17 protein-coding genes are annotated in these 19,571 nt (G+C 58.4%); 15 read left to right on the plus strand and 2 right to left on the minus strand.

Features of this window, described 5'->3' with window-relative positions:
• Positions 1-54: 54 nt before the first annotated feature.
• The 6 genes from ACFVTJ_RS18420 (at position 55) to ACFVTJ_RS18445 (ending at position 7,013) form a co-directional block, all read left to right on the plus strand.
• Positions 55-759 carry an amino acid ABC transporter permease gene (locus ACFVTJ_RS18420; RefSeq protein WP_006700307.1) on the plus strand — a complete coding sequence of 235 codons (705 nt, stop codon included), beginning with the start codon at positions 55-57 and terminating at the stop codon, positions 757-759.
• A complete protein-coding gene (locus ACFVTJ_RS18425) occupies positions 756-1,415 on the plus strand; it encodes an amino acid ABC transporter permease (protein ID WP_386909832.1) in 660 nt (219 codons plus the stop codon). Before ACFVTJ_RS18420 ends, ACFVTJ_RS18425 begins: the two co-directional genes overlap by 4 nt.
• Positions 1,396-2,127: an amino acid ABC transporter ATP-binding protein gene (locus ACFVTJ_RS18430; protein ID WP_386909834.1), complete on the plus strand. Its 732-nt coding sequence runs from the start codon at positions 1,396-1,398 to the stop codon at positions 2,125-2,127. Before ACFVTJ_RS18425 ends, ACFVTJ_RS18430 begins: the two co-directional genes overlap by 20 nt.
• Before the next feature lie 23 nt (positions 2,128-2,150).
• A complete protein-coding gene (locus ACFVTJ_RS18435) occupies positions 2,151-3,086 on the plus strand; it encodes a 2-hydroxyacid dehydrogenase (RefSeq protein ID WP_386909836.1) in 936 nt (311 codons plus the stop codon).
• Positions 3,087-3,313: 227 nt separating this feature from the next.
• Complete coding sequence (locus ACFVTJ_RS18440; RefSeq protein ID WP_386909838.1) at positions 3,314-5,488, plus strand: putative bifunctional diguanylate cyclase/phosphodiesterase; 2,175 nt, start codon at positions 3,314-3,316, stop codon at positions 5,486-5,488.
• A gap of 469 nt (positions 5,489-5,957) precedes the next feature.
• Positions 5,958-7,013 (plus strand): porin, encoded by a 1,056-nt coding sequence (locus tag ACFVTJ_RS18445; protein WP_386909840.1) that lies wholly within the window; start codon positions 5,958-5,960, stop codon positions 7,011-7,013.
• Between the two features lie 193 nt (positions 7,014-7,206).
• On the opposite strand, the gene ACFVTJ_RS18450 is transcribed toward ACFVTJ_RS18445, so the two are convergent.
• Entirely contained in the window at positions 7,207-8,724 is a 1,518-nt protein-coding gene (locus ACFVTJ_RS18450; protein WP_386909842.1) for an amidohydrolase family protein, read from the minus strand.
• 162 nt (positions 8,725-8,886) lie between these two features.
• Here ACFVTJ_RS18450 and ACFVTJ_RS18455 point away from each other — a divergent pair, with 162 nt between their 5' ends.
• The 7 genes from ACFVTJ_RS18455 to ACFVTJ_RS18485 all read left to right on the plus strand — a co-directional run bounded on the left by ACFVTJ_RS18455 (position 8,887) and on the right by ACFVTJ_RS18485 (position 17,296).
• Complete coding sequence (locus tag ACFVTJ_RS18455) at positions 8,887-10,452, plus strand: ABC transporter substrate-binding protein (protein ID WP_386909844.1); 1,566 nt, start codon at positions 8,887-8,889, stop codon at positions 10,450-10,452.
• A gap of 222 nt (positions 10,453-10,674) precedes the next feature.
• On the plus strand, positions 10,675-11,643 hold the full coding sequence (locus tag ACFVTJ_RS18460) for an ABC transporter permease (RefSeq protein WP_386909846.1): 969 nt from the start codon (positions 10,675-10,677) through the stop codon (positions 11,641-11,643).
• Between the two features lie 18 nt (positions 11,644-11,661).
• Positions 11,662-12,609: an ABC transporter permease gene (locus ACFVTJ_RS18465; RefSeq protein ID WP_386909848.1), complete on the plus strand. Its 948-nt coding sequence runs from the start codon at positions 11,662-11,664 to the stop codon at positions 12,607-12,609.
• A 5-nt stretch (positions 12,610-12,614) separates the two neighbouring features.
• Positions 12,615-13,808, plus strand: coding sequence for an amidohydrolase family protein (locus tag ACFVTJ_RS18470; protein WP_386909850.1), 1,194 nt, complete (start codon positions 12,615-12,617; stop codon positions 13,806-13,808).
• On the plus strand, positions 13,808-15,301 hold the full coding sequence (locus ACFVTJ_RS18475) for an amidohydrolase family protein (protein ID WP_386909852.1): 1,494 nt from the start codon (positions 13,808-13,810) through the stop codon (positions 15,299-15,301). The genes ACFVTJ_RS18470 and ACFVTJ_RS18475 overlap by 1 nt, the downstream gene beginning before the upstream one ends.
• Complete coding sequence (locus ACFVTJ_RS18480) at positions 15,294-16,277, plus strand: ABC transporter ATP-binding protein (RefSeq protein WP_386909854.1); 984 nt, start codon at positions 15,294-15,296, stop codon at positions 16,275-16,277. The genes ACFVTJ_RS18475 and ACFVTJ_RS18480 overlap by 8 nt, the downstream gene beginning before the upstream one ends.
• Positions 16,274-17,296: an ABC transporter ATP-binding protein gene (locus ACFVTJ_RS18485; protein WP_386909856.1), complete on the plus strand. Its 1,023-nt coding sequence runs from the start codon at positions 16,274-16,276 to the stop codon at positions 17,294-17,296. The genes ACFVTJ_RS18480 and ACFVTJ_RS18485 overlap by 4 nt, the downstream gene beginning before the upstream one ends.
• 8 nt (positions 17,297-17,304) lie before the next feature.
• Here ACFVTJ_RS18485 and ACFVTJ_RS18490 read toward each other — a convergent pair whose 3' ends face one another.
• Positions 17,305-17,982 carry a GntR family transcriptional regulator gene (locus ACFVTJ_RS18490; protein WP_386909858.1) on the minus strand — a complete coding sequence of 226 codons (678 nt, stop codon included), beginning with the start codon at positions 17,980-17,982 and terminating at the stop codon, positions 17,305-17,307.
• 129 nt (positions 17,983-18,111) lie between these two features.
• On the opposite strand from ACFVTJ_RS18490, the gene ACFVTJ_RS18495 reads away from it, so the two are divergent.
• Both ACFVTJ_RS18495 and ACFVTJ_RS18500 read left to right on the plus strand, forming a co-directional pair.
• Positions 18,112-18,741 (plus strand): flavin reductase family protein, encoded by a 630-nt coding sequence (locus ACFVTJ_RS18495; RefSeq protein ID WP_386909860.1) that lies wholly within the window; start codon positions 18,112-18,114, stop codon positions 18,739-18,741.
• 21 nt (positions 18,742-18,762) lie between these two features.
• Positions 18,763-19,485, plus strand: a complete 723-nt coding sequence (locus ACFVTJ_RS18500) for an aspartate/glutamate racemase family protein (RefSeq protein ID WP_386909862.1) — start codon at positions 18,763-18,765, stop codon at positions 19,483-19,485.
• Positions 19,486-19,571: the final 86 nt, after the last annotated feature.

Below are 19,571 nucleotides of genomic sequence, written 5' to 3' on the forward strand. Positions count from 1 at the left end.
ACGCGCCCGCCGGGAACACTTCCGGCGGGCCGGGAAATGTCAACGGAGTGACGCATGTCCTATACTTTCCAATTTGGCGCGCTCGCCCAATATCAGAATGAAATTCTGAACGGCATATGGCTGACGATCAAACTGTCGGTCCTCTCCATCGTGCTCGGCTGCGCTTTCGGCATTCTTCTGGCCTCACTGCGCTCCATCAACGGCGGCATCGTCCGCATCATCGTGGACGCCTATGTGGAGGTTATCCGCAACACGCCGTTTCTCGTGCAGCTTTTCATCGTCTATTTCGGCCTTCCGGGTCTCGGCTTTCGCGTTGGGGCAGATACCGCGGCGCTGATCGGCATGACGATCAATCTTGCCGCCTATTCGACGGAGATCATCCGCGCCGGCATCGAGGCGGTGCACAAGTCGCAGATCGAGGCGGGCGAAGCGCTTGGCTTCACCAAGTACCAGATCTATCGCCACGTCATCATCGTGCCGGCCATCGCCAAGGTCTATCCATCGCTCTGCAGCCAGTTCGTGCTGATGATGCTGGCGTCGAGCATATGTTCGGCCATCTCCACCCATGAGCTTGCGGCGGCCGCAGCCTTCGTGGAATCGCAGACCTATCGCTCCTTCGAGGTCTATATCGTCGTCACGCTCATCTATCTGGCGCTGGCGCTTTCGCTGCGGCTCATCCTTGCCCTTGTCGGCATGTGGCTGTTTGGCCGTCGTGTCGCCCGCAAGACGATGACCGCTTTGCCGGAGGTGCAGTCATGACCCTTAGAACTTTCGGCTGGAACGAATTCGGCTTCCTTTTGACCGCCCTGCAATGGACCGTGCTTCTGACGATCATTGCGCTGATCGGGGGCGGCATCGTCGGCTTCTTTATCGCTCTTGCCCGCACCTCGGACAGCAAGCTGCTGCGCATTGCCGCCGGCACCTATATCCAGGTCATCCAGGGCATTCCGGTGCTGATGATCCTGTTCCTGTCCTATTACGGCCTCAGCCTTGCCGGGCTGGAACTACCGCCGCTTTTTGCCGCCGGCGCGTCGATGACCATCTATACATCAGGTTATCTCGCCGAAATCTGGCGCGGCTGCATTCAGGCGGTGCCGAAGCAGCAATGGGAAGCGTCAGAATCGCTCGCTCTCACCCGCGCTCAGCAATATCGCTACGTCATCCTGCCGCAGGCGATCCGCATTTCGCTACCGCCGACCGTCGGTTTTGCCGTTCAGGTCGTCAAGAATACGTCTATCGCATCAATCATTGGTTTCGTCGAACTGGCGAGAGCGGGGCAGCTCATCAACAATGCCACGTTCCAGCCGTTCCGCGTCTTCGTCGCGGTGGCCATTCTTTACTTCATCGTCTGCTACCCGTTGTCCCAGCTGTCGCGTTGGCTGGAAAGGAGGCTTCATGCCGGAAGTAATCGTTGAAAACGTTCATAAGAGCTTTGGCGCTCTGGAAGTCCTCAAAGGCGTCTCGCTTTCGGTCGGTCGCGGTGAAGTCTTTGCTCTCATTGGCCGTTCGGGCTCGGGCAAGAGCACGCTTCTGCGCTGCATGAATGGACTGGAAAAGATCAATTCCGGCCGCATAGAAATCGCCGGTCATGCGATCGGCGAAGATGCCAAGGCTCTGCGCAAGCTGCGCACCGACGTCGGCATCGTGTTCCAGAGCTACAATCTTTTCCCGCACCTGACGGTCGGCGAAAACATCATGCTCGCGCCGCGTATCGTCAAGGATGTGGCGAAATCGGAGACGAAGGATATCGCCCGCGAGGTTCTGCAGCTCGTCGGCCTTTCAGAGAGATTCGATTCCTATCCCGACCAGCTGTCCGGCGGCCAGCAGCAGCGCGTGGCGATTGCCCGCTCGCTCGCCATGCGACCGAAGGTGATGCTGTTCGATGAAGTGACCTCGGCGCTCGATCCCGAACTGACCGAGGAAGTGCTGACCGTCATGGAAAACCTTGCCAAGGACGGCATGACCATGATCCTCGTCACCCATGAAATGGCTTTCGCCCGCCGCGTGGCGACGCAAACCATCTTCATGCACAAGGGCAAGATATGGGAGCAGGGCCGTTCTTCCGAACTCTTTGCCAATCCGCAAACGCCGGAACTCCGGCAATTCGTCAAGGCCGATGTGAAGTAGTTCACCGGCACAAAGGAAAGTCCATGACTACTGAAATCGTGCAACTGTGCCCGCTCATCCCGGCACTGGAAGAAGAACTTGCGCAGCGCTTCACCGTGCATCGCCTGTTCGAAGCGGCGGATAAGGCGGCGTTCCTGGCTGAGAAGGGTGGTGCTGTCCGCGGCGTCGTCACCGGTGGTCATATCGGCCTGCCGGCGGATATAGGTGCTGCGCTCCCCAACCTTGAAATCGTCGCCATCAATGGTGTCGGTTTCGACAAGGTCGATCTCACTGAAGCAAAACGGCGCGGTTTCCGCGTTTCCAATACGCCTGACGTGTTGACGGCTGACGTTGCCGATCTGGCGGTTGGTCTCGTTCTGGCGCAGGCGCGCAAGCTGCCGCAGGCGGACCAGCATGTGCGCACGGGGCAATGGCTGAAGGGCGATATGGGGCTATCCACCCGGGTTGCCGGCCGTCGTTACGGCATTTTCGGCCTCGGCCGCATCGGGCAGGCGATCGCAAAACGGCTCGAAGGTTTTGACGGTCGGATTTCCTATACCGCCAGAAACCGCCGCGATGTCGCTTATGATTATCACGACAGCATCGAGGCGCTGGCGGCTAATTGCGACGTGCTGATCATCGCCGCCGCCGCCACTGCTGAAACGCGCCACATCGTCAATGCAGCTGTGCTGAAGGCGCTTGGGCCCCAGGGCGTGCTCGTTAACGTGGCGCGAGGTTCGCTGGTTGATGAAAAGGCGCTGATCGAGGCGCTTTCGAAAGGTACAATCGGCGGCGCGGCACTTGATGTCTTCGAGGACGAGCCACGCGTGCCGGAAGCGCTTTTCGCCTTCGACAACGTCACGCTCGCGCCGCATGTCGGCAGCGGCACACACCAGACGCGGCGCGCCATGGCCGACCTCGTTCTGGCCAATCTCGACGCCCATTTTGCCGGCAAGGAGCTGCCGACGCCGGTGGTTTGACACGTTCCTTATGACGACTGACAATATTGCGGCGCGGCCTTGTCCGCGCCGTTTTCTATTTTGGCTGGCGGTAATCTAGGCAGATGGCTGCAGCGTCGGTTTACCGCGCAATCCGGCTCGACGTTCATCATTATATAATATGTATAATCCTACTATTCTGCTTCATTATAAAGCGATGAGGCGGAGAGGTGCGTTCCAAAGGCCCGAAGACACCTGACGAGAACCGGATGTCGCGGAAAAAGCGCGACGTGGCGCCATCTGCCCCTCCAGCAATGGGCGAAAATGCCAATCCCTCCAGCTGGCACGCGCTTCTGGAAGCGATGATCGATCATGTGCCTGATTTTATCTATGCCAAGGATCTGGAAGGGCGTTTTCTTTTTGCCAACCGCGCCATCGTCACTGAAAACGGCTTTGAAAGCGTCGAGGAACTGATCGGGCTCACCGATTACGACATTCACGGCGAAGCGGCGCGGCACGCCGGCATTCCCGATACTGAAGCGCGGGTGATGCGCACCGGTGAACCGGATCTCGGTTATGAAGAACGCGCCATGCGCGGCGATATCGACCGCTGGCTGATGATGTCGCGCGTACCTCTGAAAGACAAGTCCGGCAAGATTATCGGCGTCGTGGGCGCTTCGCGCGATATTACCCAGAAAAAAGCCTCCGAACGATTGCTTCAGGCGCAGGCGCGTATTCTGGAAATGATCGTGGCTGCGGCGCGCATCGAGGATTTTCTCGAGGAGTTCGTCAAGGCCATCGAAAATCTGGCCACCGGCCTTGCCTGCGCCGTGCGGGTATTCGAAGCGGCAACGGGGGAACCATCCGTTTATCTTTCGCCCGCTCTTGCACAGCAGGCAGGGTTGATCGCGATCATTTCCGATGTCGGCGATCCCGCAAGCCTTACTCATGCAGCGGAGGATACGGCCTTCAGTTTCGATATTCCCGCCAGTGAAGGCAAGGCGCATGGTTTCGTCTGGTGCAAGCTTGCCGGCCGCAAACCGGATGCGGCACTGGTGGAGTTTATTGGTGGCGCAGCACGCATGGCTGGCCTGGCGATCGATCGCAAGAGGGCAGCGGAACACATCGCGTTTCTCGCGGATCACGACATGCTGACCCGGCTACCCAATCGCCGCTTTCTCGATACCCGACTGCCGGAAATATTGGCGGCGGCGGCAAAGGCTAACAGAAGGGTCGGTATCGGTTTTCTCGATCTCGATAATTTCAAGCAGATCAACGATACGCTCGGCCACAGCCTCGGCGATGCGCTGCTGTCGAGAACGGCCGAGCGCATTGCGGCGAGCCTTAAACAAAACGATCTCGTTCTGAGGGTGGGTGGCGACGAGTTCGTCATTATTCTCGAAGAGCGCAAGGACGATGTCGAAGACCGCCTGCAGCGCATCCGGGCCGAAGTCTCGCAGCCCTTGCGCATCGGCAATTACGATATCAAGGTCACCTGCAGCATCGGCATGGCCTTTTTCCCGGAAGATGGGGAAACCACGGCGGAAATCGTTGCGGCGGCCGATCTTGCCATGTATGAGGCCAAACATAACGGGCGCGACAGCATTGCTACCTTCACGCCGAACATGGCGGATGATCTGAGGAAGAAATTCACCCGGATCGAGGAGTTGCGCAAGGCAGTGGAAAGGGACGAATTCGTCCTGCATTTCCAGCCGCAGGTCGATCTTGCAAGCGGCCGGCTCAGCGGCGTCGAGGCGCTTGTTCGCTGGCAGCATCCTTCAGAAGGTCTGCTCGGCCCTGCCGAATTCATCGGGCTTGCAGAAGAAACCGGATTGATCGTGGAACTCGGGGCAAGCATCCTCAGAAAGGCCTGTCGCCAGGCGCAGGCATGGGTTGCCGCCGGCCTCGCGCCGGTCAAAATGGCGGTCAATATCTCGCCACGGCAGTTTCAGGGCGGGCTGGTGCAGCAGATAAGGTCGGTTCTGAAAGAAACCGGACTTGCGCCCTCCCTTCTGGAAATCGAAATCACCGAGACGCTAATCATTCAGGATGTTGAGACATCGGTACGGATCATGCGCGCCATAAAACAGATGGGTGTCAGCCTGGCACTGGATGATTTTGGCATTGGTTATTCCTGCCTTGGCATGCTCAAGACATTCCCGCTGTCCTGCATGAAGATAGACCGCTCGTTCCTGACCCACCTGCCGGAGAAAACCAAGGATAGCGCCATCGTCACGATCATGATCCAGCTTGCGGGATCATTGGGCATCGATGTCATAGCCGAAGGTGTGGAAACCGTCGAGCAGGCCGCGTTCCTGCGCACGGCGGGCTGCCCTTATGGTCAGGGCTATTATTTTAGCCGACCTCTTCTGGCGGACACGATCGAGGCTATGCTGGCTGACACCACGACATTCCCCGCCGGTCTTTCCAGCGACAGCCCATAAGCTCCCCATTTGACGGATTTGCGGTAGAGGCGGGCGAGCCGCCATGGCCACCCCAATGTGCCGCTTTGTTGCCGCGCGCATCTTCCCTTCACTCTGGGCTTCGCAAGGTAAGTCTTGGCCGCCTTATCGTGCATATGAGTGCGTTCTCGGCCATTTGTAGGATTGCGGGAGGGTTTCTCTACGTCTCCAAATATAATGATATATGCACTTTAGAAAATTAATCAAAAGTAATAAATTGAATAATATAAAAACAATGAAGATATTACTATATTTTAAACTGATTATTTGTTGTAATTTTACTACTTAATCCGAATGTGTACTTACATTGTATTTGGATTTGCTCGATTTGAATTGCGGCTCCATGGCGATTTCTGTCATTTGCTCGATCAGCGCAGGGAAGCGGGCGGCAGGGAAAGACCAGCCCTCAAATTTGCGCATTCGTTGAAAAATTTTTGACTGGAGATTACAAATGAACATCAAGAGCCTTCTGATCGGCTCCGCTGCCGCTCTCGCAGCAGTATCCAGCGCACAGGCCGCTGACGCTATCGTCGCTGCCGAACCCGAGCCCATGGAATACGTCCGCGTCTGCGACGCTTTCGGTAAGGGCTTCTTCTATATCCCGGGCACCGAAACCTGCCTAAAGTTTCAGGGTTACGTCCGTTTCCAGACCGACTTCGGCCGTGACAAGGCGGGCAAGTCTGACTGGGATTCTTTCACTCGTGCGCAGTTCGAAGTTGACACCCGCACGGACACCGAACTCGGTGCTCTGCGCGGTTTCATCGGCTTCCAGGGCAATGCTGACACCGGTTCCGCTGCAGCGTCCACGACGTCCGGCTCCAGCGACAAGGGCTCGGCTGTTTTCGTTGATCAGGCCTTCATCGAACTCGCCGGTCTCAAGGTTGGTAAGTTCACCAGCTGGTGGGACGATGGTATCGGTGGTGAAACCGACGAACTGTCCTCGAACGCTAAGTTCAACTCCATTCGTTACACCTACGACGCAGGTTCGTTCTGGGCAGGTGTTTCGGTTGACGAGCTGGAAGGTATTGCTGTTGGCTCCTACAACAAGAACAACAACACTTCCAACAATGTTGGCGTCGCCGCTGGCGTTGGCGCAAAGTTCGACAGCGTTTCCTTCGCTCTTATCGGCGGTTATGACACTGATCGTGAAAACGGTGCCGTTCGCCTGATCGCTGAAGCTGGCGTTGGTCCCGGTACGTTCGCTCTGGCCGGTGTCTGGGCCTCCGGCGCAAACGCCTATTACAACGTTTCTGAGTGGGCGGTTGCTGCGTCTTACGCCATCAAGGCTACCGACAAGCTAAAGATCACCCCAGGCGTCCAGTATTACGGTGGCTACGGCCTCGCTTCCTGGGATAACTTCTCGAACAACGACGCATGGAAGGCTGGTCTGACGGTTGATTACAAAATCACCGAGGGCCTGTCGACGAGGCTGACGGCGAATTATCTCGACGTCGAAAAGAAGCCTGAGGCTTGGACCGGTTTCCTTCGCCTTGAGCGTTCGTTCTAATAGAACTTACCAGCAAAAAGCATAGCAGGGTTAGACAACTCAGATCCACCCCGTTTCCGAACGGGTGAGTCACTAGCTCCAGTCAAAGTTCCTGACATGATGTCAGGTTTGCTCCCCGGACCGCTACAGGCCGGGGAGTTTTTGTCATGAAGCTGGCGGGTGTATGAATGGGGATGTGCCGTAGCCTGTTGATTTATCGATCCTGATCGAGCCCATGCGCGCCCGCGCGGTCGCTTGTCTCTTCCGGTGGACGGGGAGGGTGAACCGGTTCGTCGAATGTGCGCAGCAGCTGGCCCCAGCCCGGATCATGCATATGTGCTTTCAGACCGGCCCGCTCGGCCAGCGCCACGGCCTCCTGTTGGCCGAAGTTAATGGCAGCGTCGACATCTGATGTCAGGACCCGCCCATTTTCCATCAGCAATTCACCGTCAACGAAGACGGTATCGACATCGCTGCCGAGCACCTGATGCACCAGACGGTGGACCGGCATCCACATGGGCATCAGATGCGGCTTGCGCATATCGATGATGACGACGTCTGCTTTCTTGCCGATTTCGAGCGAACCGATCTCGTCTTCCATGCCAATGGCGTAGGCGGCGTCGATCGTGATCATCTCAAATATCTTGCCGGGCGGAAGCAGGTAGCGGTCGTGATTGTGCAGGAGGTGCTGCGTGAACTGTGCCAGGCGCGCCGTCTGCAACATGTCGAAATGGCGGCTCGGGGCTGCACCATCGGTGGTGATGGCGACACGAATGCCTTTTGACATCATTTCCATGATCGGGGTCGCGCGGCCCGGTGGTGCGTGGGTCATGCGGGTGCCGGTCTCCGCCAAGATGTCGATCTCGTCATGGGAGATGCCCCAGCAGTGCTGGAGGTGAATGTCAGGGCCGAGCAGGGCATTTTCCTTATCCTGAAACGCCATGCGGATTTGCCCGGCAAAGGCGTCGGAATGAAGCCTGACACCTCTCTTGCGCGCCATCTCGCGTATCCGGCGGGCCTGCATTCTGTCACCCTCTGTCAGTTTTACAGCCTGATCGGGCGTCGATGCATTTGATGGTTCGACGGAAGGTACGATCGTAAAAGGCGTCAGGAAAACGCTGATACGGCCATCGGCGCTGCCGTCCAATGCTTCAATCACCGCTTCGCTGCCATCCATCATCTCGTCGAAGCTAACGTCGTGGCGTTTGGGCAGGCCGCTCTCCCACCGCGTGACCGGATGCGGCCAGGGCAGGCCCGATGGCCCAACGCAGATGATTTCGCGAAGGCCGAGTTCGCTATAGGCGCGGGCGTGGTTGATGGCGAAGACGGGGTCATCCGCGCGTGGCATTGAGGTGATGATGCTGGCCCCGGTCGTCACCCCGGCGCGGAGCCGTTCGATGCCGGAAATCAGCCCGTCGGCATACCAATAGTCGCGGGTCACATAGTGGTAATAGGTCGGGGTGATGATTTTCATCCACATTGCATTGGTGTCCGCTGCAATGCTGCGAAGAAGTGCGTGGCCTGCGTGACCATGGGCATCTATCAGCCCGGGGATGATTAGTTTCCCCCTACAGTCGATAACCTCCTTGTCTTCATGGCGAGGTTCAAGTTCGTCCACAGTGCCTATGTCGACAATCCTGTCGCCGTCGGTGGCCAAGGCGCCGTCTTCAATAATGCGCCGCTCCTTGTCGACCGTGACGATCGTTCCGTGCAGCAGCAGAAAGCCTGCCATATTCCGTCCTCCCTCTTTCGAACTCGTATCCAAAAACTTACAATTTTGAGTACGATAATTGTCAACAATATTATTGACAATAAGCCTGAGCGAAACAATACTCCCCTTGCCCGACCGGACCGCCTGCCGGTCTTCCAACGATTTATAAAAAGGGGGGATCAAATGTCCCGTATCAGAAGTTTCGTCCTGGCGGCCATGGCTGCCGCCGCCATTGCCGTTCCCGCCAATGCCGAGACCCTTCGCTGGGCCGGTCGCGCCGATCTCTATTCGCTAGACCCATATTCGGTGCCGTCGACGTCCAACCTCGCTTTTCTGAACCATATCTACGAGGGCCTAGTTCGCTACGGGCCGGACTTCCAGATCGAGCCGGCCCTTGCCACCGAATGGAAGCTGATTGATGGAAAGGCCTGGCGCTTTACCCTGCGCAAGGGCGTGAAATTCCATGACGGCGCAGACTTCACCGCTGATGATGTCGTCGCATCCTTTACCCGCGCTTCGGATGCGACATCGCCGCTGCGAGGAAATATCCCGATTTTCGCCGGCGTTAAAAAGGTTGATGACTACACGGTTGACCTTTATGTCAACGCGCCCACCTCGCTCTTTCTAAACGACATAACAAACATCTTCATCTTTAATGCCAAGTGGTTGAAAGATAACAATAGCGAGAAGCCCACCGACTTCGCGTCGAAGGTTGACGGCTACACCACCATGCACACCAACGGCACCGGCCCGTTCAAGCTCGAAAGCCGCGTTCCCGACAGCAAGACTGTTCTCGTTGCCAATGAAGGCTGGTGGGACCAGAAGAAGCACAATCTCGACCGCATCGAATTCGTGCCTATCGCATCTGCCGCAACACGCGTCGCGGCGCTGCTGTCAGGTGAAATCGACCTGATCGATTCCGCCCCGATCCAGGATTTGCCGCGCCTTGAATCCTCGCCCAATATCTCGGTCAAGAATCGTACCGAGCTTCGCACGCTCTTCATTGGCTTCAACCGCCGCGAAAAACTGGAAAACGGTCAGCCAAACCCCTTCAATGATTTGCGCGTCCGTCAGGCTTTCGAAGCCTCCATCGATCGTGACCTGATCAATAAGAAAGTCATGCGTGGTCTTGCAAGACCCTCAGGCTCGCTGATCGCACCTGAGATCGCTGGTTATGCCAAATCGCTCGACACGTTCGAGCCGGCCGATCCGGCCAAGGCGCAAAAACTGCTTGCCGATGCGGGCATGAAGAACCTTGCCTTCACCTATACCTGCATGAATGACGAGAGCGTCAACGAGGAGGATATCTGCTCGGGTGTTGCAAACATGTTGAAGCGCGGCGGTTTTCAGCCGACTATCGATATCGCGCCTCGTTCAGTGCAGTCACCCAAGCGCAATGGTGGCAAGGCTGACGTCTTCAACCTCAGCTGGGCAAACGAGCCGACACTCGACGCCTTCTCGATGCTGTCGCAGATCCTCTCGACTCGCAAGGGCGCGATGGGCGTCTCCAACTATGGCGGCTGGTCCAATCCTGAGATCGACAAGCTAGTCGCCCAGGCGGCGCAGGAGCAGGACAATACGAAGCGTCTGGCGCTCGAAGAAGCTGCCCTTAAAATCGCCAAGGACGAAACCATGCTCGTTCCGCTGCATCAGCAGCCGATTGCGTGGGCGATGCTGGCCAAGGTCAAAAGTGTCGACTTCCGCGCCGACAACAAGCCACGCCATTGGCTGACACAGGTCGACAAATAAGATGGAGAGCAAGCAAGGCGCCGGTCACTGGACCGAGCGCCTTGCCTGTTTCAGCAAACATTCGAGTACGTGTGGAACCGAATGAAGCTGCGTCAAAAATTGTCGACAAAGCAGCATCGTGTTCGTGGTTCTTGCCCGCCGCGCAACCTTTGCCCCATCTCTGGAAGAGAATGATCGATCCTGAAAGCCTGCGTGGCTCAGGCTCGCGTCCGAGAGGTAACAATGCTGGTATTCATCATCAAGCGTCTGGGAAATGCCGTGCTGGTCATGCTTTCCGTTGCGCTTATCGCCTTTCTCATCTTTCGGCTGGCGGGTGATCCCGTCGAGCTGATGGTCGGCGAACAGACGTCGCAGGAGGATCGCGCAGCGCTCCGTGAGCGGCTCGGCCTCAATGACAGCCTGCCGACCCAATATCTGCGGTTCGTCAAAGACGCGGCGGAAGGCAATTTCGGCGTTTCCTACCGCAACGGCCAGCAGGTGCTGCCGCTGATCGCGGAAAGGTTCCCCGCGACCCTTGAGCTGGTGTTGGTTGCCACCATCATATCGCTGGTGATCGGCCTGCCTCTTGGCGTTCTGACGGCGATCCGGCGCGGGAAGTGGTACACGGAAGGTCTGCAGTTCCTGTCGATCGTCGGGGTTTCCCTGCCAAGCTTCGTTGTCGGCATCCTTCTCATTCTGGTTTTTTCCGTTTCCCTCGGCTGGGCACCGGCCTTTGGCCGTGGCGATGTCGTGCAGCTCGGCTGGTGGTCAACCGGGCTTTTGACCTCGTCCGGGCGTGCTGCGCTCATTCTTCCGGCTATCGCGCTTTCGCTTTATCAGATCACCCTCGTCATGCGTCTGGTGCGGGCGGAAATGCTTGAAGTTCTGCGGTCCGATTTCGTGAAATTCGCACGGGCCCGCGGCATTCCGCGCTGGCGGATTTACTTCCGTCATGCACTTCGTAACTGTCTGATGCCTGTTGTAACGCTGACGACGATGAATGTCGGTTCGCTTATCGCCTTCGCGCTCATCACGGAAACGGTGTTTCAGTGGCCGGGCATGGGCATGATGTTCATTCAGGCGGTCACCTTCCTCGATATTCCCGTCATGGCGGCCTATCTCTGCATTATTTCCTTCATCTTTGTTGTCCTCAACACGTTCGTCGATATCACCTATGCGGTCATCGATCCGCGTCTGCGCACCGCGCGCTAACCGAAGGGAGCCAGTTTCATGACAGACCTTTCGCAAACGGAAAAACCCGCCCGTCGGTCACTTTTCAGCCGCATGCGCGACAGCGATCTCTACTGGTCCTTCAGCCGCAGCAAATCGGCGAAGATCAGCGCGCTCATCCTGACAATCCTCATCCTCGCCGCTGTCTTCGCGCCGTGGATCGCGCCCCAGAACCCCTATGACGGTGCCTCGCTGGACATGTGGAAGGCCGAGCTGCCGCCGATCTGGCAGGAGGGCGGCGAATGGCCGTTTCTGCTTGGAACGGATACGCAGGGACGCGACATGCTCTCCGCCATTCTTTACGGCACACGGATCTCCATCGTCATCGGTGTCGCCTCCGTGGTGCTCTCCCTCATCATCGGCATGACCGCCGGACTGGTGGCGGGTTATTTCGGCGGTTTTGCCGATGGCCTCCTGATGCGCATCGGTGACATCACGCTCTCCATCCCGACCATTCTCGTGGCGATCCTCGTCTCCACTGTCGTCCGCCAGATGCTGCCCGACAATCTGCGTGAGGTCGGTGCATCCGCCGTGCTCATTCTCGCCATCGCGCTTTCAGCCTGGGTGCAATATGCGCGAACGGTCCGCGCCCAGGCGATTGTGGAAACCGGCAAGGACTATGCTCAGGCCGCAAAGCTGATTGGCGTGCCCGCCCGCCGCATCATGGCGGCGCATATCCTGCCCAATACGCTGACACCGATCATGGTTGCCGCGACGTTGAATTTCGGCATGGCAATCCTTACGGAAGCGACATTGTCCTTCCTTGGCATCGGCATGCCACCCAGCCAACCGTCGCTCGGCACGCTGATCCGTATCGGCAATCAGTTCCTGTTCTCCGGCTCCTGGTGGATCGTGCTGTTCCCTGTCTTCCAACTCTGCCTGCTCGTCGTCACCGTCAACCTTCTGGGTGACTGGCTGCGCGATGCGCTCAATCCGAAACTGAGGTGAGCTCCATGCACGATCTTCTTCTGCGCAACGTACGGCCCATGGCGGGCGAAGCCTGCGATATTTTGATCAGAAACGGCAAGATTTCAGGTTTCGGAACATTTGACGCCGAACCCGGAATGCCGGTTGAGGATGGCAGGGGAGCGATTGCCGTTCCCGGTCTTATCGATGCCCATACGCATCTGGACAAGACGACGTGGGGCATGCCCTGGCACGTCAACAATCGTGCTGCCATCCTGCGCGAGCGGATCGATTTCGAGCGGGAAAACCGCGTTCAGATCGGCATCGACCCGCATCGCCAGTCCATGCGCCATGCCATCGGCCTTGCAGCCAATGGCGGCACCCATATTCGCAGCCATGTCGATATCGACCCGACCCACGGGCTGAAGCTGGTCGAGGGCATCTGGGAAACACGTGAGAAGCTTGCTGGCATCATCGACATCGAGGTCGTGGCCTTCCCGCAATCCGGTGTCACGGTCATGCCTGGCACGGTGGAGCTTCTCGATGAGGCGTTGAAGCAAGGCTGCGAGGTGCTTGGCGGTATCGATCCCTGTGGCATTGACCGCGATCCGAAGGGCCAGCTGGATATTCTTTTTCAGCTCGCGACAAGACACGGCGTGCCGATCGACATCCATCTGCACGAAGCCGCCGACCTCGGTGCCTTCACGATGGAGCTCATCTTCGAGCGCATCCGGGCAAACGGCATGCAGGGCAACGTTGCCATCAGCCATGCCTTTGCCCTTGGCATGAATGACTATCTGCGCGTCGGCAGGCTGATCGACGAGATTGCGCGGCTTGATGTCGCCATCCTCACCACGGGTGCGCCATCGGCAAGCGTGCCGTCGATCATGCGCCTCAAGGAGGCGGGTGTGCGTGTTGGCGGCGGCTGTGATGGCATTCGCGACACGTGGGGTCCGTGGGGACAGCCGGACATGCTGGATCGCGCCAAGATCATCGGCATGAAAAACGGTCTGCGTTCGGATATCGAACTTGCGCATGTGCTCCATGTCGCTTCCAAGGGTGGCGCCGATGTCATGGGTCTTGAGGATTACGGCATGGAGAGCGGCTGTGTGGCCGACTTTACGCTGCTGACCGGCGAAACGCTGGCGCAAGCCGTTGTCGATATCGCGCCGCGGCCGCTGGTCGTCAAAGGCGGCCGGGTTACGGCGAAAAATGGCAAAGCCATTGTGGAGGCGCCGTGATGAGCGACGTTCTCAGTTCGTTGAAATTGGGCGAAAGGCCGCAAGGGCGCACATTGCTCACAGCCAGCTGGGTTGTCGGACACCGGGACGGTTCGCACCGGCTGCTTAAAAACGGTGAGGTTGTGTTCGAAAACGGCGAAATCGTCTTTGTCGGGCATGGATTTCCCGGAGAAGTCGCCCGGCGTATCGATTTTGGCAATGCTCTCGTCAGCCCCGGCCTGATCGATCTCGATGCGCTTTCCGATCTCGATACAACGATCCTCGGCATTGATCATCATCCGGGCTGGGCGAAGGGTCGTGTCTGGCCGCGCTCCTATGTCGAGGCTGGTCCTTACGAGATGTATTCTCCGGAAGAGCTCGCCTTCCAGAAGCGTTTCGCCTTCGGGCAGTTGCTCCTCAACGGCATCACGACCGCAGCCCCCATCGCTTCGCTGTTTTATCGCGAGTGGGGGGAGACCGTGGCGGAGTTCGAAGCGGCGGCCGATGCTGCCGGAGAACTTGGCCTGCGCGTTTATCTCAGCCCCGCCTTCCGTTCGGGTGGCATGGTGCTCGAAGAACCAGGCCGCATGGTGCCTGTTTTTGATGAGGAACGTGGTTTTCAGGGCCTCGCCGACGCAATCGCCTTCATCGAAAAGCAGAAAGGAAGACACGGCGATCTGGTGCGGGGAATGCTGGCGCCGGACCGCGTGGAAACGTCCACTCTGGCGCTCATAGAGCGCACCGATGCGGCTGCCCGCGAACTCGGCTGCAAGTTCCGCCTTCATATGGCGCAGGGCGTCATGGAGGTCGATACGGTTCGCAAGCTCCACGGCTCGACCGCGCCAGTCTGGCTTGCCAAGGCCGGGCTGCTCAGCGAAAGGCTGATTGCGCCGCACGCCACCAATGCGACGGAAGAAGATCTGGCGCTCTATGCGGAAAACGGCGTCTCCATCGTCCACTGTCCGCTGGTTTCCAGCCGCGGCGGCAGCACACTCTCATCCTTCTCCTCCTGCCGCAAACGCGGCATCAACATTGCGATGGGAACGGATACGGCGCCGGCGGACATGTTGATGAATTTGCTCGTAGGGCTGATCACCTGCCGCATCAATGACGGTGCTCCGGATCAGATCCGCTGTGCCGATCTTTTCGATGCGGCCACACTTGGCGGCGCACGCGCGCTTGGCCGGTCTGACCTTGGCCATCTTTCCCCGGGTGCTAGGGCAGACATTGCCGTCTTTGACCTGGACGATACCGTCATGGCGCCGAGCATCGATCCGATCACCACGCTGGTGACCGGCGGCTCGGGCAAGGTCACGCGGGCCGTTTTTGTCGACGGCCGTCTTTCCATGCGTGAAAGGCAGGTCGCCCGTATCGACATGCGGCGTGCCCGTGAACAGGCGCAGGCGCAGTTCGATCGCCTGATTGCAAAATATCCCGAACGGAGCTGGGCAAATCCGCCCGTCTCCGAAATATTCCCTCCGAGCTATCCGGTGGAGGTCGCCCAGCATGGTTGACATGAACCAATCGGTTATCGATGTCCGCAATCTCAAGGTCGAGTTCCCCGGCCGGCGTGGCACCGTTACCGCGCTTTCCGATATCAGCCTTTCGATCCGGCCCGGCGAAATCCTGGGTGTCGTCGGGGAATCCGGCGCCGGTAAGTCCATGACGGGCCTTGCCATACAAGGCCTGCTCGAGAAACCCGGCCACATTGCCGATGGTGAAATCTGGCTCGGGTCGCGCCGTATCGATCAACTGGATGACCGGGCGATGGAAAGCATTCGCGGTCGCGAGATCGGTGCGATTTTTCAGGACCCGCTCACCTCGCTCAATCCGCTGTTTACGGTCGGTGCGCAGCTGATCGAGACGATCCGCCAGCACCTGCCGCTGTCGAAAGCGGATGCCCGCGCACGGGCCGTTCAACTGTTGAAGGATGTCGGCATTCCGTCGCCTGCGGATCGTGTCGATCATTATCCGCACCAGTTTTCTGGCGGCATGCGCCAGCGTGTCGTCATTGCGCTGGCGCTCTCCGCCTCTCCGAAACTCATCATTGCCGATGAGCCGACGACGGCGCTCGATGTCTCGATCCAGGCGCAGATTATTTCGTTGCTGCGACGCCTGTGCAAGGAAAAGCAGACGGCGGTCATGCTCGTCACCCACGACATGGGCGTCATTGCCGAGGCTGCCGACCGTGTGGCCGTGCTTTATGCCGGCCGTTTGATTGAGGTGGGGCCGGTCGAGCAGGTGCTGCACGAACCACGTCACCCGTATACGCAGGGCCTGATGGCCTCCATCCCTTCGCTTGGCGCGCGGGTAGAGCGGCTGAATCAGATTGACGGGGCGATGCCGCGTCTGGATGCGATCCCGCCCGGATGCGCGTTTAATCCCCGCTGTGGATTTGCCGGACCGCGCTGTCGGCGGGAACGGCCCGAACTTGAAACCGTCGGCGACGGCGCCAGTGCGTGCTGGCTGAAAGCAGGAGGCACAGCATGACACAATCCGCATCTCAAAAGGCAGCACTGAGCAAGCCGGCCTTGACGGTGAAGGGCCTGACGAAAACCTTCGATGTTTCAGCTCCGCTGCTCAACCGAATTATCGAGCGCAAACCCCGGCAGTTCGTCCAGGCCGTCAACGATATCGACTTTTCCGTTCCGGCCGGTGGCTGTCTCAGCATCGTCGGTGAAAGCGGTTGTGGCAAATCTACTGTTGCCCGCCTGGTAACGGGACTTTTTCGGCCAAGTGCCGGCGAGTTTCGTTTCGCGGCAGGCGGCAGGGGCAAACCCCTGTCGGCACAGATGATCTTTCAGGATCCCTATGCCTCGCTCAATCCGCGCTGGCGGGTGAAGAACATCATCGCAGAGCCAATTCGTGAACTGAAGCTGCGTGCGACGAAGGCTGAAACGATGGAACGCGTCGAGGAGCTTCTGAAGACTGTTGGTCTTTCAGCCTCTGACGGCGAAAAGTTTCCGCATGAATTTTCCGGCGGCCAACGCCAGCGCATCTCCATTGCCCGTGCATTGGCGAGCGAACCGGAATTTCTGGTCTGCGACGAGCCGACATCGGCGCTCGACGTCTCGGTGCAGGCGCAGGTGCTGAACCTCATGCGCCGCCTTCAGGATGAACTCGGCCTCACCTATCTCTTCATCAGCCACGACATGAGCGTTGTTCGTCATATGTCCGACCGTATCGCGGTCATGTATCTCGGGCGGATTGTCGAGGAGGGGGATACGGAGGAGCTTTTTGCCAATCCGCGCCACCCCTATACACGGCTGCTTCTCCAGACGATACCCAATATCAAGACGCCGCAGCGTGATCGGGAGATTGTTGCCGGTGAAGTGCCAAGTCCTCTGAAGCCACCTTCGGGTTGCGCCTTTCACCCTCGTTGTCCGCTGGCAACGGCGCAATGTTCGGCAGAAGTGCCTAAGGTGAAAAGCGTCGCCAACGGCACGCGGGTCGCCTGCCACATGGTGGAAGATGATACGGAATGGGCAGGCGAGCGACAGCGCGCCTGAGCGGAAGATCAGCCGAGCGCGGCGCGCAGGTCGTGGGAAAGGTCGCGGATTTCGCTGAGATCGAGTTCCGCTTCCACATGCTCAAGGTGGTGGGTCATTAGGTGGATCGCCCGCGACGGATCATTGTTGGCAATCGCATCGACGATTTCCGCATGTTCGTCCGGGCCGCAGTTGAACCGATCCGTGTTACGGTAAACGGCTGTTATCAGCGACGAGCGGGAAATGAGGTCGCGCATGGTGGTAAAGAGGAAGTCGGAACCGAGCGTTTCCGCAAGCAGAAGGTGGAACCCGCCGGAAAGCTTGATGATATCGGTCGTGACATTTTTGGCATTGGCCACACGCTCTTTGGCCACGTGGTCGCGTAGCTTTTTGAGATCGGTCTTGGTGGCGGATTTGCAAAGTCTTTCGACAACGCATTGCTCGACGGTACGGCGCACGAAGAAGACGTCGCGGGCTTCCTCGACCGACGGTTTGGAAACAAAAGCGCCGCGATTGGGAACAATGGTCACCAGTCCGTCACGTTCGAGAACGGACAACGCCTGGCGGATTTTAGCACGGCTGACGCCAAAGATTGTCGCCAGTTGCTCTTCTTTCAGCTGTACGCCCGGACGCAGCCGGCGTTCGGCGATCGAAAGCCATACTTTCTCGACAATCTGCTGCGTGGACGGGCCGGCCTGCTCGCTCATTCGACATACTCCCCAATCGCGCTAGAGAAGCGCGATGTGAATGAAAAAGTCAACTGTATCAACGGGATTTTGGTTGCAACATTGTCAACAATATGAAAGTTAATTGTAGACTAAATTAGGATGCCGATCATGGAATTCGATTTCAGCGCGCTTGAGCCCCAGAGCCGCTACCGCCTTCTGACGAATTTTATCGGTCCGCGACCGATCGCGCTTGTGACGACCCGCTCTGAAGCGGGCCATAACAATGCGGCGCCGATGAGCTTCTTCAACGTCTTTTCGCATGATCCGCCGATCGTCGTCCTCGGCATTCAGCCGAAGGTCAGCGGCGAGGAGAAGGACACGATGGTGAATATCCGCCGCACCGGCGAGTTCGTGGTCAATATGGTCGATATGGCGCTTTCGGAGCAGATGCTGATCTGCGGTCTCGGCTTCGACAATGAAGTTGACGAAATGGCGATGGCCAAACTTACGGCCGTGCCCTGCAGCAAGATCGACGCGAGTTATGCCGCGCAATCGCCCTGTGCATTCGAATGCAAGGTGGAGCGACTGATCGATTACCCCCGCCGCACACTGGTGTTGGGCGAAGTGGTGCATATGCATGTCCACAACGAATGCCTCGATGAAGAGGGACGTTATGTCGATGCAGATCGCTATCAGCCGATCGCCCGGCTTCATGCCGACAACTATATCACCTCGGACCGCCAGTTTGTTCTGAAGGCGCCACCAATCACCGATTTCACCGCGCCTGACGGCAAGTGACAGCTCATCAGGATGCGTGAGATGCATATTCGTTTGATAAACCCCAATTCCACCGCCTCCATGACCGCTCAGGCTCTCGATAGCGCGCTAAGGGTCAAGCAGCAGGAGACGCACGTCTCTGCGGCAAATCCGGTCGACACTCCCGTCAGCATCGAGGGGCAGGCGGATGAGGCCATGGCCGTTCCCGGGCTGCTGGCGGAAATTCGCAAGGGCGAGGCGCTGGGCGTGGATGCCTATGTGATCGCCTGTTTTGATGATCCGGGGCTTCATGCCGCACGCGAAGTGGCGCAGGGGCCAGTTATTGGCATCTGCCAGGCGGCCGTGCAGGTGGCGATGACGATCAGTCGCCGCTTCTCCATCATCACCACGCTTCCTCGCTCCATTCCTATTATCGAGGATCTTGTGGAGGATTACGGCGCGCAACGGCATTGCCGAAAGGTCCGGGCAATCAACCTGCCGGTTCTTGGCCTTGAGGAAGATCCGGAAATGGCGGAAGCTCTTTTGCGCCGCGAAATCGAAGTCGCCAAGCGCGAGGATGCGGCAGAAGCGATCATTCTCGGCTGCGCCGGCATGTCCTCGCTCTGCGACCGGCTGCGCGACGCCACAGGTGTTCCGGTCATTGATGGCGTGACGGCAGCGATCAAGCTTGCCGAAGCTCTTGTTGGTGCCGGCTACAACACCTCGAAGGTCAACGCCTATGACTATCCGCGCGTGAAGGGGCCTGCCCTCGTCGCCTGCGCCTAGTTTGCAGGAAAATGCCTGCGGCCATTTGCGGGCGCTTGTGCCACGTTCTAGTGTTCTCCCGCGCACACCGGTCAATTGAGCGCGCC

Source organism: Agrobacterium sp. NPDC058088, assembly GCF_042885035.1.
In the GTDB taxonomy this organism is placed as follows: Bacteria; Pseudomonadota; Alphaproteobacteria; order Rhizobiales; family Rhizobiaceae; genus Agrobacterium.

What these genes read in the sequence shown, in the direction of transcription:
- ACFVTJ_RS18420 (WP_006700307.1), top strand. Translation starts at nt 55, where the DNA reads ATGTCCTATACTTTCCAATTTGGCGCGCTCGCCCAATATCAGAATGAA.
- ACFVTJ_RS18425 (WP_386909832.1), top strand. Translation starts at nt 756, where the DNA reads ATGACCCTTAGAACTTTCGGCTGGAACGAATTCGGCTTCCTTTTGACC.
- ACFVTJ_RS18430 (WP_386909834.1), top strand. Translation starts at nt 1,396, where the DNA reads ATGCCGGAAGTAATCGTTGAAAACGTTCATAAGAGCTTTGGCGCTCTG.
- ACFVTJ_RS18435 (WP_386909836.1), top strand. Translation starts at nt 2,151, where the DNA reads ATGACTACTGAAATCGTGCAACTGTGCCCGCTCATCCCGGCACTGGAA.
- ACFVTJ_RS18440 (WP_386909838.1), top strand. Translation starts at nt 3,314, where the DNA reads ATGTCGCGGAAAAAGCGCGACGTGGCGCCATCTGCCCCTCCAGCAATG.
- ACFVTJ_RS18445 (WP_386909840.1), top strand. Translation starts at nt 5,958, where the DNA reads ATGAACATCAAGAGCCTTCTGATCGGCTCCGCTGCCGCTCTCGCAGCA.
- ACFVTJ_RS18450 (WP_386909842.1), bottom strand. Translation starts at nt 8,724, where the DNA reads ATGGCAGGCTTTCTGCTGCTGCACGGAACGATCGTCACGGTCGACAAG.
- ACFVTJ_RS18455 (WP_386909844.1), top strand. Translation starts at nt 8,887, where the DNA reads ATGTCCCGTATCAGAAGTTTCGTCCTGGCGGCCATGGCTGCCGCCGCC.
- ACFVTJ_RS18460 (WP_386909846.1), top strand. Translation starts at nt 10,675, where the DNA reads ATGCTGGTATTCATCATCAAGCGTCTGGGAAATGCCGTGCTGGTCATG.
- ACFVTJ_RS18465 (WP_386909848.1), top strand. Translation starts at nt 11,662, where the DNA reads ATGACAGACCTTTCGCAAACGGAAAAACCCGCCCGTCGGTCACTTTTC.
- ACFVTJ_RS18470 (WP_386909850.1), top strand. Translation starts at nt 12,615, where the DNA reads ATGCACGATCTTCTTCTGCGCAACGTACGGCCCATGGCGGGCGAAGCC.
- ACFVTJ_RS18475 (WP_386909852.1), top strand. Translation starts at nt 13,808, where the DNA reads ATGAGCGACGTTCTCAGTTCGTTGAAATTGGGCGAAAGGCCGCAAGGG.
- ACFVTJ_RS18480 (WP_386909854.1), top strand. Translation starts at nt 15,294, where the DNA reads ATGGTTGACATGAACCAATCGGTTATCGATGTCCGCAATCTCAAGGTC.
- ACFVTJ_RS18485 (WP_386909856.1), top strand. Translation starts at nt 16,274, where the DNA reads ATGACACAATCCGCATCTCAAAAGGCAGCACTGAGCAAGCCGGCCTTG.
- ACFVTJ_RS18490 (WP_386909858.1), bottom strand. Translation starts at nt 17,982, where the DNA reads ATGAGCGAGCAGGCCGGCCCGTCCACGCAGCAGATTGTCGAGAAAGTA.
- ACFVTJ_RS18495 (WP_386909860.1), top strand. Translation starts at nt 18,112, where the DNA reads ATGGAATTCGATTTCAGCGCGCTTGAGCCCCAGAGCCGCTACCGCCTT.
- ACFVTJ_RS18500 (WP_386909862.1), top strand. Translation starts at nt 18,763, where the DNA reads ATGCATATTCGTTTGATAAACCCCAATTCCACCGCCTCCATGACCGCT.